The following is a 17,482-nucleotide window of genomic DNA, read 5'->3' on the forward strand; positions in this document are numbered from 1 at the left end:
AATGTGTCAGAGGGATTGGTGATATGGACGATATTCAGAATGTTGAGGCCACGCACGCCCCCGTCCCAAAAACAAGCGTAAGGGATGATGTTAAGGACCGTTATAGCGCGGGCGCGCAGGCCGTTGAAGCGGCCCTGTGCTGTCCTATCGATTATGACCCGCAATATTTGAAAATTATCCCGCAAGACGTTCTCGACCGCGACTATGGGTGCGGCGACCCCAGCCGTTATGTTCGCCCTGGCGATACGGTTTTAGACCTTGGGTCTGGCGGAGGAAAAATCTGTTTCATCGCGTCGCAAATTGTCGGCGCCGCGGGTCGCGTCATCGGGGTTGATATGACCGATGACATGTTGGCTCTGGCCAAGGACAATGCTCCCCTTATTGCTGACCGCGTGGGCTACGCCAATGTCGAGTTTCGACGCGGTCATATTGAAGATCTGAAGCTTGATTTGGACCAACTTAATCTTTGGCTCGCGGATAATCCGGTCACGGATGCGAACGGCGTTGCCGCGATGGACGCTGAAATAGGGCGCTTGAAAACAGAGTTGCCTATGATCCCGGACAATAGTGTCGATGTGATCGTCTCTAATTGCGTGCTCAATCTTGTTTCCGACTCAAAGAAGAAGCAGCTTTTTGCGGAGATGTTCCGTGTGTTAAAAGTGGGCGGCCGCATCGCCGTGTCCGATATTGTTTCGGACGAAGACAGTCCGGACGCGATGAAAAACGACGCGCGGCTTTGGTCGGGCTGTATCAGTGGCGCGTTGCGCGAAGATCATTTTGGCGAAGCGCTGGAAGAGGCGGGATTTCACGGCGTCACGCTCGATAAATGGGACGCAGAACCGTGGCAGATTGTCGAAGGCATCGAGTTCCGGTCTGCGACCTATTTGGCGTATAAAGGCAAGCAGGGGGAGTGTCTGGAGAAGAACCAAGCTGTGATCTACAAAGGCCCGTGGCGTCATGTGCAGGACGATGATGGCCATGTGTTCCGCCGCGGGGAACGCTCAGCGGTCTGCGCCAAGACCTTCGCGCTTATGCAGCGCGAACCCTATGCGGATCAATTTTACTGTCTTGAGCCTTCTGTCCCAGTGGTCGATCGGATCGCGTGGCCAACTGACGATTGCGGAGTGCGCCGCCGTGATCCACAAGAAACAAAGCAGGGCGCGCCGAAGCGAACGACGGATCCATCGCAAGGCGCGAGTTGCTGTTAGCCAAACGCATCATAATGATGGGTCACGGCCACCGTTATCTGCCGCGCTAAATCGCGCGCCCGGCTGAGCGGTTTAATGATTTCATCTGCAATGTGCGGGAAACCTGAACTGTCGGGCAAGTCTGTTTGCTCGGTTAATTGACGTGTCCAATCCAGCGAGGGTTTGCTGGCGGGATAGCGGCTTTCCAGATCATCAATGATACCATCAATTTGGAATGTTTGCAGACGTTGCAGCACAGAAAGGCGCGATGTTTCAGAGTCAGACACAACGGGCAGTTCCGTCGCCAAAATCATCATCTTCATGACAACGGCTAATCGTAGCGCATGCAGCAATTCCAGAACCTCTCCGGATGATGACTGACACTCAAACCGACGTCGCGTGTCCAAAACGTCGAGCCGCAATCGGTTCGTCAAATCCATGATTTGTGAGCGCCATGGGCTCGTCATCAACGTATCAGCAACGATGGCAGAGCGGTCCGCCAACATAGGCTCTTCGCCCGATAGCGCCCGGGCAATCCAGAAACCCGGATCAAATAAACGGCCATAGCTGGTCAGGATCGACAGGTTGGTTCGGCACATCGTCGTGGCGACCAATTGGAAAATTGATTGCGCGCGGGCCGAGTTTTCCAGCAAATTATCGAATTTTTCCGGATCTATCGAGGCGGCACGACCGACCCCGTAAAACAGGTTCGCGGGGCAGCCGAACTGCTGCAAAATAGCATTATGTGGAATGGCGCGCAGCTGGCGCGGATCAAACGTGTCGGCGCCGCTGGCCGACTTGGCGCGTTTCACAGCCCGTGAGCCCGTCGGGATCAACAGGTTCTGACCGAACCCACCCAAAATGGTGACATAATCCGGATCATCATAGAGCTTTTCCTGTGCGTTCTGAATGGTCCGGTAGAGATCCCAAGAAAAATCACGCTCCGTATAGAATGGATCGTTTTCGGCCTCTGTGCGGTCCGCAAACCGCGCGTCGATAAGGCTGAGCACGGTCGCGTCAGAGAGCGCTTGTGATTGGAACCAAAGAAAGCCGTCTCCGCCTTGAAAGCTGGTTTCGTGGCGCAAAGAAATATCGCGTTTTTCAAACTGACGGATGGCATAGGGGCTCATCGCATAATCGACGCGTTGGCCGACTGTTCCGGGGTGGCCACCCCGGCCGAGGCCTTCGCCATGTGTATTGAATACGATGGCGGTCACGTCGGACATATCTGCCTTGGCTAACTCGCTGGCGAGTTGGCTTTGCACGCGCTCAATCGCCAAAGTTGCTGGAAGTTGCCCCATAAAGCGACCTGCGTCAGAGAAACCCGTCTGAACCGCAAACACGCCGCGCGCTTTGACATAATCGCGATAGGCCGGGTTCTCGAGCATTTTACCGATGATCCGACCCCCATTATTGAGGGCATCGGATGTCTCAAACAAAGGCGAAATGTCGATATGGTCCTCAAGCCCGTAAAGCTTGGCCAAATAGAGCGCGCCAAGGGGAACAAGGCTGTCTTCCGTCTCTGCGATCAACAGACGGATGGGCGTTTCAGAATCGATATATTTGTAAATTTGCGCGCTAAGGATCATTTTCTCATGCGCGGTCGAGCGTTCTAAGGCGAGGCTCGCGAAATTGACGGGACGCGCGGTTGTGGCCAGGGTCATTTCTGTGGCGCGGCGCAGTAAGGTGCGTTGATCCGACGTATTGTCTTTCAACCCAAACGCGGCGCGCATGGCCGCATTAATGTGCCGGGCATTCACGCGGAAGTGGATACGAGCCGTGCCGAGGCCAAAGGCTTTCATACGGGCTTTTAAAGTCAGAATATCGAGCGCGAGATCATCACTTGCAGTCTCGCAGGCTTGATCGAGTATCGTGCTTAAACCTTCAGTCGATAGAAGTCGTCGATCCGATTGCCGGGTGAGGTTATTCGCCGCTGCAACAAGGTTTTCCGGGGCATTCAGATTGGTTTCAAACAAAGTCAGATCGCGTCGGGCTGAAATTAATCCGTCCTGCAACCGTTCTGCTAAGGCGGAGAGGTTTGCGCCATTGGCGGTGAGAGTCTCGGCCTGTTCGAGATAGCGCGCGATTTGGTCGCGTTTCTCAGAGAGGCGAAGCCGTAGCGCGTCGCCCCAGCTAATATCTGTGCGGCCATCGATGTCGTAGCCGACCCAGCTATAAGCGTCCGCGAGGTGCGGGGTGAGGGCAGTCCATTGGTTTGGGAATTTCGCTTTCGCGACACGCAGCACGATTTGGTTGAGTGTGTCGAGTGCCGCCTGAATGCGCGTAAGCGTAGCCTGCGTATCCTCATGTTCTTCGAGCAGAGTCGGCGCACGTTTTGGCAGGTAGGGAAATGTTTTCAGCGCGTCTACGCTGGCCGTCGGCGTTTCTTTTGCCGACGCAATATCGCCCAACGTATTGCGGATGTCGCGGGATAGCGAGAAAGTCGGGTGCGCGGTTAATACGATGCCTGATGCCGGCGCTTCGGCCCATGCTTTGAACGCGTCCCAGCCCTCTTTCGCTTTCGCTTGAGAAACGGCTGATATCGAGGCGCGTAGGGCGTCGATGCGGTCCAAGCCGGCGCGCTCACGCAGTCTTCGGGCGCGATCAATGGCCGCTTCATCAGAGAGCTGTTTGACCAAGGCTTCAATATCACGAAATGCGATGGAGCGGTCTTCGACTTCGCGTGAAATATCATAGGCCAACCGTTTGACAGGATTGGCCTGCGGATCGGACTTTAATCCATCTGCATGGGCTTTAAGTTGTGCGGATAGCCGCGCTCTGAGCTCTGTAAGGGTCTCGCGTTTGTAAGTTGTCATTCTAAAGGAACTTGGCCATCACGGCGGCCGTGTCCAGCATCCGGTTCGAAAAACCCCACTCATTGTCATACCAGGACAAAATTCGGACCATATTGGGGGCAGGAACCATCGTTTCTGTCGTCATTAAAGACGACGAATAGGGATCATGGTTGAAATCCGTGGAAACGGTCAGGTCGTCCACGATCTGAAGAACGCCCGGCATGGCCTCTGCGGCTTTGCGGAAGGCCGCATTCACGGCGTCAACGTCTGTGGCCTCGCGCGTGTTCACAACAAGGTCGACAACGGACACATTGGGGGTCGGGACGCGGATCGCTTTGCCATCCAGCTTGCCTTCGAGTTCAGGCATGACCAGACCGATAGCTTTTGCGGCGCCTGTGCTGGTTGGGATCATGGACAGGGCGGCGGCGCGCCCGCGGTTGAAATCTTTGCGGTGGACACCGTCCAGCGTTGGCTGATCGCCTGTGTAGCTATGGATCGTTGTCATGAAACCGGATTCAATTCCGAACGCGTCATTTAAAACTTTCGCGAGTGGCGCCAGGGCGTTGGTCGTGCATGACCCGTTGGACACAACATGATCGTCTGCCGTGAGGACATCATGGTTCACACCATAAACGATGGTTTTATCGGCGTCTTTGCCGGGGGCTGAAATCAGAACCCGTTTCGCGCCAGCGGCAAGATGTTTGGCGGCTGCGTCGCGCGCGGTAAAAATGCCTGTGCATTCCATCACAATGTCAACGTTGTTATCCGCCCAATTTTGCTCTGACAGATCCCGGATTGCGGTGACTTGGATCGGACCGTTGCCAATATCGATGGAGGTATCTGTTGATGTGATCGTGCCTGGAAAGCGACCATGCACGCTGTCATATTTCAGCAAATGCGCGAGATTTTCCGTTGAGGACAAATCATTGATGGCGACGACTTCCATGTCATCGCGACCTGATTCATGCAAAGCGCGCAAAACGTTACGACCGATCCGGCCAAAACCGTTAATGGCAATTCTCGTGGTCATAGGGGTGTGCTTTCGGAGGGTTTATCTTTGACAGCGCTGTCATAACTGATCTTGCACGATTCTGAAAGGCCTCATCATCAGGATCGTCTCAGAGCCTGTTCATATAGGGGTATATAAGAGGGTTTTTTAATAGTCTGGGTTGTGTTGGCCAGGCGCAGACAAGCCTGATTTCGTGGCTTATAAAACAGATAATTCGATTGGGAGACGTTATGTCCATTTTCAAATGCCTTGTGGTGTCATCTGTTGTGATTCTGGCGGCCTGTGCGGACGACAGCGCTGAATTTGAGACGTCTTCAGGTTTTGCGGCTCCCGCGCCTATGATGTCCAAATCATCAGCGCCTCAAATGGATGAGTTTGCGGGTGACGCAGGGGAGGTCGAACAGGCCACCTATATGGCCTATCGCTACAATTACGATTTCGCTTTGCCTGTCGGGTCCGTTCCGTCTTCCATTGACCGTCACGCGCAAATCTGTCTCGATGCGGGGCCAAAGCTTTGCCAAATTATCTCGCGCTCTACGCAAGAATATAATCCCGACAACGTGTCGGCATCGCTATATTTACGCGCAGAGCCGACGTGGTTGGTTGGCTATACGCAGACGATCATGGACACAGTTGAAGGAGCCGATGGGAAAATGACATCGTCATCTGTCTCCGCCGAAGACCTGACCCGTCAAATCTTAGATGTTGATGCCCGACTATCGGCACAGATTACCTTGCGGGAACGACTGACCGCTTTACTTGAAACAAGAGATGCATTGCTGCCGGACCTGCTTGCGCTTGAGCGGGAGTTAGCCCGGGTCCAAGCCGAAATTGAAAGCGCCACATCCAATCTAAAAGCGCTCCGCCAGCGGGTCGGCATGTCGATCGTCAATATCAATTATCAAACCCGCAGTCGGGCCGTATCCAACTCTGCGGTGGCGCCGATTGGGCGGGCGTTAAAGCAATTCGTCGGGACTGTCTCGGAAGGCCTAGCCAGCGTGATTACGTTCTTGGCGATGATGCTGCCGTGGTTCCTGTTGGTTATTCTGCCGGGCATCTTCAGCTTGGTCTGGCTCAAACGACGCCTGACTAAAAAATCGTCAAAATCATAAGCGGCGGGTTTATATAAACCCTTCGAGTGGTCCGGTCGTATGCAAGGTCAGATTATGACCGCTTCACCTTCCGACAGACTCGACTCCATTCGCCGAAAGAACGCCGCCATGAAAATCGCAATTATTGGGACGGGCATGGCGGGTCTTTCGGCGGCTCACCATTTGAGCGGCGATCACGATGTCGTTCTGTTTGATAAAAGTCGCGGCGTCGGTGGTCGCATGAGTACGCGCTATGCGGGCGCATATGAATTCGATCATGGCGCACAATATTTCACCCTCTCTGATCCTGAATTCGAAGCCCTTGTCGATACGCTAGGCGAAGCGACTGCCCCGTGGGACAGCCGTGGGCTTTACCTCCGCGCCGGCGAAATGATGGCGGATACCGGGCGACCACGATGGGTTGGTGCGCCGCGCATGAATGCGCTTCCGAAGGCGATGGCGAACGGCCTGAATATTCAGCTCGGACGGCGTGTCGCGCGAATTGCGGGCCAGCCGGGAGAGCTAACACTACGCTTCGAGGACAAATCGACGGACGGACCGTTTGATCGGGTCATTTGCACGGCCCCTGCGCCGCAAGCCTCCGACATATTACCACAGCGCTCGCCATTGCAGGTTATTCTTGCCGATGTTCGGATGCACGCGTGTTTTGCGCTAATGGTAGGGTGGCTAGATCCGTTCGATCCGGGCTGGGATAGTCTACGCGTCAGTGATCTGCCGATAAGTTGGATGGCGCGCAATAGTTCCAAACAGGGCCGAGATGAGACGATTTCGACTTTGGTTGTCCATGCGGCCCCAGAGTGGTCAGATGTCCATGCAGAGGCAGATCGCGAATGGGTTCAAACCATGATGCTAGACGCTGCATCGGCTCTCTGTGGACGACCGCTCAATCAAGCGCCGCATATCGCGTTGCACCGCTGGCTCTACGCCTACGCCAATGAGGGGGTCGGACAGAATTGTCTGATTGATCCGGCCTTGGGCGTTGTTTTGGCGGGGGACTGGTGCGTCGGCGGGCGCGTCGAAGGGGCTTATATCAGCGGTCGGGCGGCGGCAAACGCCATCAATCTGTTGGGTTAAGATGAGCGCCCCAAAGGGGGCGCTCAGTCTATCGTTAGTCTGTGCTTAGCTCTCAGACGGTGGGTCTAAGGCCTTCACATTGTCATTGATATTCCGTTCGATCAAACGTCGGGCGGGGTCCAAAACAATATGGGTTGGACGCTCATCAAGGGTCACGGTGATCGTGCTGTCGGTTTGATTTACGCGCACGGTCTCCAATTTCATCGGTTTCGCGCCAAGATCATCATCAGGTTCTTCAGTATAGAAACCAATTTGAATAAACTCGTTGAGTGTGGCGTCATCGATCTCTGACACAGATGTTTCCTTGCCATCCTCCTCGCTCGCATATTTCTTGTCCACGGAGAGGGGGATCGTGACTGTAAAGCGGTCACCGTCAGCGACAATTACGACTTCAGCATCCTGTTGGAATGACAGATCCCAGAACGTGATCTTGTTCCAGTAATCATCGATCAGGTCGTGATATTGCGGATCAATTTCTTCTTTCAAAGTCGAAATCAATTCCAACGTGGTCGGATATGGGGCGCCTTTGTCCGCGCCATGCTCGATTAGGAACCGTTTTACGGCGCGCTGAACAGGCTCATTTCCCATGATGCCACGCATGCCCCAGAATACCCAACTGGTCTTATTATAGTTGAGATAGCCTTGGCCCTCCGCTTCGGCGAGGACAGGCTCGTCATCGCGTTCAACGGTCCGACCCATGAGATATTGTTGGGTCGTACGCTCCTCATGCATCCGCCGCGCCTTGGCGAAGTCGTAATGACGTTCATAGGCGAGCATGGTCGCATTCTCTGTTAGGCCTTCCGACAGTAGGTTTGAGCCTTTGGCGAACGCGCCGATGACTTGATGCGCAAACCATTGGTGACCGATTTCATGCATGGTCACATAGGTCGCGAAATCAACTCGTTTCGGATCGTCCGCATCGCCGGGGTCTTGCACAAAACCAATGGTCTCAGAGAACGGAACTGTGCCCGCAAACGCTTGCGCGAAGCTCGCAAAGGGGAATTCCATGATCCGCAATTGCGCGTATTGATAGGGGCTGAAGACTTCGTGATAGGTGTCCATCGCCGTTTTCATGGCGTCGAACATCAGGTCGATATTGAAATCATGGTCCGGGTGGAAGTAGATTTCCAGATCAACACTGTGACCCTTATCATCTGCCCAGACGTCCTTACGCACCTCATATTCCGCTGTCAGGAAAGAGAAGAAGTTAAGGATCGGATTGATCGATTTATAGGTCCGGCAGCGACGACCATCAGCGATAGTCTCGGCCCGAAATTTGCCGGGGGCGACAGGGATTTGATTCTCGACGGTGCAAACTTCTGCGTCAAAATCGACATAATCCGCAAACCCTGAAAAAGATGTCAGCAGATGTTTACGGCGTGCGACCATATCATCGCGTTCTGGCCACTGAATCCGTTCGCCCAGATCATATTTGCGGCGCGTATCCGGATTCGATATGAAGCCTTGGTTCAAATTGCCAAAGATGAGCAGAGCATCGGTATTGTTCACAAACGTCCCGTTGCGCGCGACACTCGAACTATTCGTCAGCGTCGGTGCTTTAAACTGCGTCGTGAACGTCACGGTGCGGCTCTCGCCCGGCTGCAAAGGCGGGTCGAATTCGACCATCAAAATCTCATGATCGTCACGGAGTTCATCCGCGATACCTTCGCCTTTGATGATGCGTGCGCCTTCGATGTCGAGACGGGTGATATTATCAGGGCCAACACCAGAGAAGACCGTCGTGCGGACAATCGGAACCGCATGCGGGTTGTCGATGGTGTAAGTGCCGTCAAATTGTGCGGTCTGGGACGTCGGGTAAAAGTCAGCTTTTACCGAGACATCCGTAACACGCGGCTCGGGTAACTCCCAAATATCGGCGACGAGTGTTTCGAAGGCTGCTTGGTTCGCCTCACGCTGATCGGAATTCATATATCCCGCGTCTTGGTAGCTCTGCAGGCCTGCATATCCGAACCCGACAAAGAGCGCCGTGCCTAAGACAGCCGTGGCGATTGAGGGCAGAGAGAGGCGTTTTCTCATTGAGCCTAAACGGTCCATCAGACCCGCCTGCATGCCGCGACGCCACACCCAGACGGAGAGCGCGCCGAGGATCAAAATGAGACCCATCCAATAGGCGAATTCCCAGCCGAAACTCTTCGGGTTCGAGAAGCCGGCCATTTCGGAATAGGCGCCCGCGCCCGCATTACCGAAATTCATCAAAGGGTGGTAGAAGGGCAGCTGTCGAATGAAGAATATCAGGCCAACAAGCACACCCGCGCTGACCAGCATGCCGATAATCCGGCTCGGCATGAAGTTCTGTAAGAACATGACGAGCATGCCCTGGAAGAAGAAACCGACGTAAAAGCTGATAATGCCAATCGCGAGGAAAGTGGTGGGCACCACGGGCACAACGCCTGCGCCAAGCATCAACTGCGCGATCATCCCCGCAATTAGCAAGCCGCCCACAAGCGTCAGCAGCAAGAGCGCCAGCGCGCCCCATTTTGCAAACAAGAGCGACACATCGCGAACGGGTGTTGCGTCCAAGATACCGTGCAAGTTTGCAGTCCGGTCGCGCCACATGATGTCAGAGCCAAAGAAGACCATAATGATCAACATCGGAAAAAGAAGTGAGCCAAGCGCGACCTGCGTCATGAAACGGCTGGTCGGAAGGGTCGTTGCTTCGTTCATAAATGTCAGGACCAGCAATGTGATGCCAAACAGGGCCAGAGCAATGCCGACCAAGATGATGAACGCTGTGCTTCGAACGGTCGAGAAATATTCGAATTTGATCCGAGTCCAGAAGGTTTGGAGTGTGAACGTCGTCCCGAGGCGCGGCGTCACCGGGCTAACGCGGACGGGGGCTTCGAAGGCCTCGTCTTTCGTCAGTTTCTTGCTTTTACGGTTCATGATTCCGCGTGAAGATAGGACAAATGACGCCGCGAAAAGCACGAAGCCGACGACGCTATAAACCAAACGGTTCAAACCAACCCAGCCAAAGGCCGGGGCCATATTTTCATTTTGTTCTGCAGCGGGCCAATATTGCGTTTCGACGGCCAATGAGGTCGTTCCAAACGGGTCAACAAGCGCGGCGATCCATTCGTCCGGGCGTTCACCCGCGATCACGCCGCCGATAAGATAGAGAACCAGTAGTCCAACCGCACTGACATAAACAATTGCCCGGTTGCGCGTAATGACGGCGATGGCGGTGTAGATGCCGGACACCAGAAAGGCATTGACGACAACAAACAACAGAAAGGGCTGCAAGTAGTGAATAAAGTTGAAGGTTTTGAACGTTTCGTCATCACCCCACGGCATAAAGGGACCTAAAATCGTCCCAAGAACGAGCCCAGAGAGGCTCAGAACTGTCACAAACCACACTCCGAGCATGCGCGAGAGCAACATGTCGCGGGTTTTGACGGGGGTCGCGTGGACGACTTCGACCGCGCTGTGCGTGTCGTCCCGCATGACGCCTGTAACGACAAAAACAGCCGCAAAGAAGATTGAGAGAAGGCTGAAGGCAGAAAGGGTAATGGCAATCGGAATCGCCCCATTGACCTTAACACGCTCTCCACCTGCGACGCCGATGGCGAAGTCTTCGTGGGAGGAGAAAAGCAGGCCAACCGCAAACATGATAATCAACGCAATCCAGAATCCAATCTGGCGCGTGTGGAGTTTTATTTCAAAGGCGAGAAGACTACGCAGCATTGCGGATTCCTTCGCTCATAAGGCCATTGAGATGTGCAAAATACGCGTCTTCAAGCAGGGTCTCGCGCGACTCCCACCCGGCCCCCGGCGACCCGTCTGATAGGATCGATACGACCGTGCTGCCGCGCAGGCGACGCGTGGACAGGATCGGCAGCGTTTGTTTCATTGTTTCGACGTCGGCATCATCATCGACGCGTTTGGTCCAAACTTTACCTTCGACCTCAGAAACCAAGTCTTCTGGCGCGCCGCGCACGATCAGTTTGCCATCGCCCATAACGCCCATGTCGGTGCAAAGGTCGCGCACATCTTCGATGATGTGCGTTGATAGAATGATGATTTTTTCGTCGCCCGCCCTCGATAAAATATCTAGGAAACGCTGACGTTCAAGCGGGTCAAGGCCGGCTGTCGGTTCATCAACGATGATGAGTTGTGGGTCGCCAAGCAATGCCTGCGCGACGCCAAAGCGCTGTCGCATGCCGCCCGAAAATGTTGCGACCGAGGCTGTGCGGTGCGTCCAAAGGTTCACCATTTTCAGCAGTTCTTCAACTTGACCCGTGCGCTCGCCCTTATTTCCGATCCCTTTCAGGATAGCGATGTGGTCGAGGAGTTGCAGCGCGCTCATGCGCGGGTAGACGCCAAAGTCTTGCGGTAAGTAGCCGAGAACGGTCCGAACCGTGTCGGGCTTTTCCGTAATATCCACGCCGTTGAAATGCACAGTGCCGCTGGTGGGTTCTTGCAATGTCGCGAGCGTCCGCATCAGCGTCGACTTACCAGCGCCGTTTGGACCTAGCAGCCCGAACAGGCCGGGACCGAGGGTCAAAGACACGTCGTCCAGAGCCTTAAAGGTGCCAAACATCTTTGTGAGATTGCGAATTTCCAACATGGGGTGTCTCCTGAATTCACCGCGTCAAAAGCATGGTTCTTATCGAATAACAACAAATATTATGATGTGAAATCGCTCGTGCGTCAGTGCGTATTCACAAATACTCCCTTAATTCTCATCGTCTATGCGTCTGATACACCTCGCATCTGTGTCGGGGCCTTGCGCTAGGCTGATGGCTCTCCCACTTTGCGTTAGACTGATAATTAAAGGCCCATTTACATGACGCTGACGCTGCCCGTTCTTCCCCTCCGCGACATTGTCGTTTTCCCGCATATGGTTGTGCCGCTATTTGTGGGCCGGGATAAGTCGATCCTGGCGCTGGAAGAGGTGATGCGTGCGGACAAGCAGATTTTTCTGCTGACACAGCGTGATTCCGAGACCGATGAGCCCGTCGAGGGTGATCTCTTCATGTTTGGTTGCGTGGCGAAAATTATGCAATTGTTGAAGTTGCCGGACGGCACAGTGCGCGTTTTGGTCGAGGGTCAGAGCCGCGCAGGGTTGGAAAAATTATCTGAACGTGACGGCTTTATGGAAGCGGTCCTTGAGCCATTGCCAACGGAATTTGACAAAGCAAAATCAAAAGCGCTGGCCAAAGAAGTGCGCGATGCCTTTGGTGATTTTGGCAAAGTGAATAGCCGGATCGCCGAAGAGGTTGTGTGCTCTGTCGTTGAGACGAAGGACCCCTCAAAACTGGCAGATACTGTCGCCGTTCACTTGGGGGCAGACCTCGCCACAAAACAGACCTTGCTGGAAACAGCGGATCCGGCGGAACGCCTGTCCAAAATCATGGATGTCATCGGCGGTGAAACGTCTGTGCTGAAAGTTGAGAAAAAAATCCGCAGCCGCGTCAAGCGCCAGATGGAAAAGACGCAGCGTGAATATTACCTCAATGAACAGATGAAGGCGATCAAGACTGAGCTGGGCGGGGATGAAACGGATGAAATTGCCGACCTCACTGAGAAGGTCGAGAAGACCAAGCTGACGAAAGAAGCGCACGAGAAACTCACATCAGAAATCAAGAAGCTCCGTCAAATGAGCCCGATGAGCGCGGAAGCAAACGTGTCCCGGAACTACATCGATTGGATGTTGTCCGTGCCGTGGGGCAAGAAAAAGCGCGTGCAGAAGAATTTGAAAAAGGCGCAGGAAATCCTCGATCAGGATCATTATGGCCTCGACAAGGTCAAAGAACGCATCATCGAACATTTGGCCGTTCAGACCCGGACCAATAAGGTCAAAGGTCCAATCCTCTGTCTTGTAGGTCCTCCCGGCGTCGGCAAAACGTCGCTCGGAAAATCTGTCGCGAAAGCAACAGGGCGTGAGTTTGTGCGGGTGTCGCTTGGCGGCGTTCGCGACGAGAGCGAAATTCGCGGCCACCGCCGCACCTATATTGGCTCCATGCCGGGTCGCGTGATCCAATCGATGAAAAAGAGCAAATATACCAACCCGCTCTTCCTGTTTGATGAGATCGACAAAATGGGCAGCGATCATCGGGGTGATCCGTCTGCGGCTTTGCTTGAGGTGCTGGATCCGGAACAGAACGATACGTTTAACGACCATTATCTGGACGTTGATTATAACCTGTCAGACGTGATGTTCATCACGACGGCGAATAGTTTGAACATGCCGCAGCCGCTTCTCGACCGGATGGAAGTCATCCGTATCCCGGGATATACAGAAGACGAAAAGGTTGAAATCGCGCGGCGTCACTTGATCCCGGAACAAGTCAAAGAAAATGGCCTGAAAGACGAAGAGTTTGAGGTCTCTGATGAGGCCGTCCGCGAGATCGTCCGGTACTATACGCGTGAAGCCGGTGTGCGCTCTTTGAAACGCGAAATCGCGCGCTTGGCCCGCAAAGCTTTGACCGTCATCATTAAGGGCGAAACAAAATCCGTTTCTGTCACGCCGGACAATATTGGCGACTATTTGGGTGTGAAATCCTTCCGCTTTGGTCGGACGGATACAGAAGACCAAATCGGCGTCGTGACGGGTCTGGCGTGGACATCGGTCGGTGGTGACTTGCTAACGATTGAAGCGGTGTCGATGTCAGGTCGCGGCAAGATGATGATTACGGGCAACCTCAAAGAGGTCATGAAGGAATCCATCAGTGCAGCGAATAGCTATGTGCAAGCCCGCGCTCCAGAACTGGGGATCAACCCGCGTGAATTCCGCTCGCGTGATATTCACGTCCATGTGCCGGAAGGCGCAACTCCTAAAGACGGTCCATCCGCCGGGATCGCCATGGTCACGGCGATGGTGTCCGTTTTGACGGGTATCCCGGTGAAGTCCGAAGTTGCGATGACGGGCGAAGTCACCCTGCGTGGTCGCGTCCTGCCCATCGGTGGGCTGAAAGAAAAGCTGCTCGCGGCGCTCCGTGGTGGCGTGAAGACCGTCCTCATTCCGGAAGATAACGAAAAAGATCTCGCCGACATTCCGGATAATGTGAAAAACGAACTGCTTATCATACCGGTCGGCACAGTAGATGATGTTCTCAAACATGCGCTGACCAAAGCGCCCGTGGCTATCGACTGGAGCGAAGCCGACGCGGCGCAACTCTCAGGTCTTATGATTGGCGGACCGCAGGGCATCGAGCCGGGCGCACAAGCTCACTAAATGGGTCTAACGGAACAGATCGCAGCAGCCCTCTCGGTTGCGGGTCTGGGTCCGACACGATTTAATGAGATTGGCGAAGGGTCTTGGCCCTCCGCCTTTGCTGTTTCCGATTTAGCGGTCGCCTCAATTGGGGCGGCCTGCGCTGAGGCGGCGGCGCTTTCGGGCCGTAAAACGCCTGTTGATATTGATCGACGTCTCGCCTCGCTTTGGTTTTCTATGACGGTTCAGCCGCAGGGCTGGGACTTGCCACCTGTCTGGGATGACCTCGCAGGCATTTACCGCACGTCTGATGGCTTTGTCCGTCTGCACACCAATGCACCCCATCACAAAACGGCGGCGTTACGCGCGCTCAATTGCAAAGCCGATCGCGCCACTGTTGAGGCGACTGTGGCAAACTGCTCGGCCTTAGCGTTAGAAACTGCGGTTGTTTCGCAACATGGCTGCGCCGCTCGGTTGATGAGTTTGGACGATTGGCGCGCCCACCCTCAAGGACAGGCCGTTAATAATGAGCCTCTGATCGCATGGACCCGTCATTCAGCCGTGCATGCGACGTGGGTTCCCGGTCCACAGTCACGTCCGTTAGCCGGGCTGAAGGTTCTTGACCTGACGCGCGTTCTCGCGGGGCCTGTCTGCACACGTACCTTAGCCGGGTTTGGTGCGGACGTTTTGAGGATTGATCCGCCCGGATGGGGTGAGGCGTTGGTCGAAACTGAAGTGACGCCGGGGAAACGCTTGGCGACTTTGGATCTAAAGACGACACTGGATCGCGAGATATTTTTATCGCTTCTGAAAGAGGCTGATGTCCTAGTTCATGGTTACCGGAAAGACGCGCTGTGTGCGCTCGGTCTGGGCGCAGACGTACGGCGTGCGACGAACCCTGGACTGATTGATGTCGCATTGAATGCCTATGGGTGGACGGGGCCGTGGTCGGACCGCCGCGGTTTTGACAGCCTGATGCAAATGAGTAGCGGGATCGCCCATAAGGGCATGACCCGGAAAAACAGCGACACGCCTGTGCCGCTCCCCGTTCAGGCGCTGGACTTCGCGACGGGCTACCTGATGGCGGCGGCGGTGCTGCGGGCGTTGCGCGTACGATTGGAGACAGGCGAGGCGCTGAGCGCACGTCTGTCTTTGGCCGGAACAGCCGCGCTGTTAGCCTCCGTCCCGGCCGATAATGACGGCGCTGAATTTGATCCGATCACGGACGATGATGTGTCCGCGGGGATTGAACACACCGATTGGGGCCCGGCGCGTCGCATCCGTTTTCCAGCCGACATGCCGATGGGCTGGTCCACGCCCGCCCGTCGGCTACACAGCGATCCTCCGCGCTGGGACTAGGGGTAAACGACGCCGTCCTTGATGCGCCCAAGGACTTGAATGTCATCCCAATCGTCCGCCGCTGTGCTCAGGGGATTGCGATCAACGATGGTGAAGTCGGCCCGTTTTCCCGCTTCAATCGAGCCGATCTCGGTTTCCAGTCCAAGCGACCATGCCGCGTCCAGCGTAATGGCGCGTAAGGCTTGTTCCGCGTTCAGTCGCTCATTCGGCAAGCTCACCGTTCCGGTTTCCGTATCGCGTAACATATGCGCTTGCGCGGCGAGCAGCGGGTAGGGCGGTGCAAGCGGCGCATCGCTGTGAAGTGTTGTCGGAATGCCAAGGCTCGCGGTGCTGCCCATGGGCGAGAGATAGTCCGCTTTGGCTCCAATCGCGTCCGCCATCGTGCCGCCCATATAACGGACATAGTGGCTGGCCGCCGAGACGCCTGCGGGCAGTTTCGCGAGCCGCGCAATCTGTTCGGGCGTAAGCAAGGCGGCATGTTCGACGATCAGTCTTTGTCCTTCTTTGCCGGGGCTCTGCTGTTCTAGGGCCGCAAGCGTACTGTCCTGCGCGGCGTCTCCGTTTGAATGAATATGAATGTCCAATCCCGCATCCCAATAAGATGCCATCAGGTCAGGGAGGTCATCTGGCTGGATGACGAAGAGCCCGGTCGTGCCTTTGCTCTGTCCGCCGATATAACCGGGCGCGGTGAGTTTCATGGTCTGGCTATAGAAAGCTGCGTCGGAGAAAAGTTTGACTTGCGGCAAGACGTCGTCGCGGGTCGCGGCCATGGTCGTCATGGCCTCGACGGTCGTCTCGCCGAATTCCTGTAGAAACGCCCGGTGTTCTGGGACGAGGTAGATCGTGTAACCGTCCGTGTCGTCATGATGCGCGGCGAGGAATGCATCTTCGATATTGCGGCCAAAGATACCGTAGCCCATTTCGGCAACCGTCGTAACACCGGCATCTTGGAGCAAGGCTTCGTAACGGTCCCAGCCGCGTTTAATGTGGGTGGGGTGCATGATGACGGCGGCGATTTTTTCAAAAATCGCGAGCAAGGCGTCTTCGTAAATCCGTCCTGTCAGCTCTCCGTCCGCATCCAGCTCAATGCCGTGAAATTGATCTGCCAGCGCGGGTGTCGCGCCGACCATCTCAATGGCGGCACTATTGAGATAGAAGTCGTGGCCGGACCAGTGCCAGAGTAAAAGCGGGCGGTCCGTCGTAATGGCGTCCAGATCGGCGCGGCGAATATCACCTTGAATCAAGTCATGATAACCCCAGAGAACAAGCGGCCCATCCGGCGCGGCGGCTTCGATCTCAGTGATCCGCGCGAGCAGCGCCTCGCGGGAGGTCAGGCCTTTAACCACGCCATCCGCCATTGGCACATCCCACGGCGGAACCATCTCTGCGCCATACATCATTGCGCCGAGCGTCATGTGCACATGCGGGTCGATTAAGCCGGGGAGGAGAACTTGGTCCGCATATTGTGTGTCGATGACCGCGCCGCGCAGTTGATCTTTTAGGGCGTCAAAATCTCCGACGGCGGTGATGCCGCCGTTTAAGACAGCGACTCCCGTTGCGACGGGTTGATTCGGATCGGCGGTAATGGCGGTGGTTTGATAGAGCGTGACACCTGATAGCTCAGGGGTCGCATCGGGCGAGGCTGCATTGCAGCTGGCGAGAATCACGGCCGCACACATAAGTTTCTTCATTCCGGATAATCCCCTGAATATATTGGCCCTAACAACATCAGTCGTGAGCAGATGGGCCTTGACGAGATGGGGGCTAACACG

The 17,482-nt window shown here is 55.2% G+C and carries 10 protein-coding genes; 5 read left to right on the top strand and 5 right to left on the bottom strand.

Annotated elements, in window-relative coordinates:
* Positions 1 to 23 precede the first annotated feature (23 nt).
* Positions 24 to 1,208, top strand: coding sequence for a DUF8838 domain-containing protein (locus IE105_RS12470; RefSeq protein ID WP_189498983.1), 1,185 nt, complete (start codon positions 24 to 26; stop codon positions 1,206 to 1,208).
* Here the strand turns inward: IE105_RS12470 and IE105_RS12475 are convergent.
* Both IE105_RS12475 and gap read right to left on the bottom strand, forming a co-directional pair.
* Positions 1,205 to 4,003 (bottom strand): phosphoenolpyruvate carboxylase, encoded by a 2,799-nt coding sequence (locus IE105_RS12475; protein ID WP_189498985.1) that lies wholly within the window; start codon positions 4,001 to 4,003, stop codon positions 1,205 to 1,207. The two genes, IE105_RS12470 and IE105_RS12475, sit on opposite strands and share 4 nt — an antisense overlap.
* A gap of 1 nt (position 4,004) precedes the next feature.
* Positions 4,005 to 5,012: a type I glyceraldehyde-3-phosphate dehydrogenase gene (gene gap, locus IE105_RS12480; protein WP_189498987.1), complete on the bottom strand. Its 1,008-nt coding sequence runs from the start codon at positions 5,010 to 5,012 to the stop codon at positions 4,005 to 4,007.
* A gap of 209 nt (positions 5,013 to 5,221) precedes the next feature.
* Here gap and IE105_RS12485 point away from each other — a divergent pair, with 209 nt between their 5' ends.
* Complete coding sequence (locus IE105_RS12485; RefSeq protein WP_189498989.1) at positions 5,222 to 6,103, top strand: DUF4349 domain-containing protein; 882 nt, start codon at positions 5,222 to 5,224, stop codon at positions 6,101 to 6,103.
* A 108-nt stretch (positions 6,104 to 6,211) separates the two neighbouring features.
* The gene (locus IE105_RS12490) at positions 6,212 to 7,177 is read left to right on the top strand and encodes an NAD(P)/FAD-dependent oxidoreductase (RefSeq protein WP_189498991.1); all 966 of its coding nucleotides are present in this window, start codon (positions 6,212 to 6,214) and stop codon (positions 7,175 to 7,177) included.
* Between the two features lie 45 nt (positions 7,178 to 7,222).
* Here IE105_RS12490 and IE105_RS12495 read toward each other — a convergent pair whose 3' ends face one another.
* Both IE105_RS12495 and IE105_RS12500 read right to left on the bottom strand, forming a co-directional pair.
* Positions 7,223 to 10,879: a hypothetical protein gene (locus IE105_RS12495; protein WP_189498993.1), complete on the bottom strand. Its 3,657-nt coding sequence runs from the start codon at positions 10,877 to 10,879 to the stop codon at positions 7,223 to 7,225.
* Positions 10,869 to 11,762, bottom strand: coding sequence for an ATP-binding cassette domain-containing protein (locus IE105_RS12500; protein WP_189498995.1), 894 nt, complete (start codon positions 11,760 to 11,762; stop codon positions 10,869 to 10,871). The genes IE105_RS12495 and IE105_RS12500 overlap by 11 nt, the downstream gene beginning before the upstream one ends.
* 219 nt (positions 11,763 to 11,981) lie before the next feature.
* Here IE105_RS12500 and lon point away from each other — a divergent pair, with 219 nt between their 5' ends.
* Both lon and IE105_RS12510 read left to right on the top strand, forming a co-directional pair.
* Complete coding sequence (gene lon / locus IE105_RS12505; protein ID WP_189498997.1) at positions 11,982 to 14,372, top strand: endopeptidase La; 2,391 nt, start codon at positions 11,982 to 11,984, stop codon at positions 14,370 to 14,372.
* The gene (locus IE105_RS12510) at positions 14,373 to 15,710 is read left to right on the top strand and encodes a CoA transferase (protein WP_189498999.1); all 1,338 of its coding nucleotides are present in this window, start codon (positions 14,373 to 14,375) and stop codon (positions 15,708 to 15,710) included.
* Here the strand turns inward: IE105_RS12510 and IE105_RS12515 are convergent.
* The gene (locus IE105_RS12515) at positions 15,707 to 17,401 is read right to left on the bottom strand and encodes an amidohydrolase (RefSeq protein ID WP_189499001.1); all 1,695 of its coding nucleotides are present in this window, start codon (positions 17,399 to 17,401) and stop codon (positions 15,707 to 15,709) included. The two genes, IE105_RS12510 and IE105_RS12515, sit on opposite strands and share 4 nt — an antisense overlap.
* Positions 17,402 to 17,482: the final 81 nt, after the last annotated feature.

Source organism: Algimonas arctica (assembly GCF_014652695.1).
Lineage (GTDB): Bacteria > Pseudomonadota > Alphaproteobacteria > Caulobacterales > Maricaulaceae > Litorimonas > Litorimonas arctica.

Excerpts from the sequence above, each read along its gene's own strand:
- IE105_RS12470 (WP_189498983.1), top strand. The coding sequence starts at position 24 with ATGGACGATATTCAGAATGTTGAGGCCACGCACGCCCCCGTCCCAAAA.
- IE105_RS12510 (WP_189498999.1), top strand. The coding sequence starts at position 14,373 with ATGGGTCTAACGGAACAGATCGCAGCAGCCCTCTCGGTTGCGGGTCTG.
- lon (WP_189498997.1), top strand. The coding sequence starts at position 11,982 with ATGACGCTGACGCTGCCCGTTCTTCCCCTCCGCGACATTGTCGTTTTC.
- IE105_RS12475 (WP_189498985.1), bottom strand. The coding sequence starts at position 4,003 with ATGACAACTTACAAACGCGAGACCCTTACAGAGCTCAGAGCGCGGCTA.
- IE105_RS12490 (WP_189498991.1), top strand. The coding sequence starts at position 6,212 with ATGAAAATCGCAATTATTGGGACGGGCATGGCGGGTCTTTCGGCGGCT.
- gap (WP_189498987.1), bottom strand. The coding sequence starts at position 5,012 with ATGACCACGAGAATTGCCATTAACGGTTTTGGCCGGATCGGTCGTAAC.
- IE105_RS12495 (WP_189498993.1), bottom strand. The coding sequence starts at position 10,879 with ATGCTGCGTAGTCTTCTCGCCTTTGAAATAAAACTCCACACGCGCCAG.
- IE105_RS12500 (WP_189498995.1), bottom strand. The coding sequence starts at position 11,762 with ATGTTGGAAATTCGCAATCTCACAAAGATGTTTGGCACCTTTAAGGCT.
- IE105_RS12515 (WP_189499001.1), bottom strand. The coding sequence starts at position 17,401 with ATGAAGAAACTTATGTGTGCGGCCGTGATTCTCGCCAGCTGCAATGCA.
- IE105_RS12485 (WP_189498989.1), top strand. The coding sequence starts at position 5,222 with ATGTCCATTTTCAAATGCCTTGTGGTGTCATCTGTTGTGATTCTGGCG.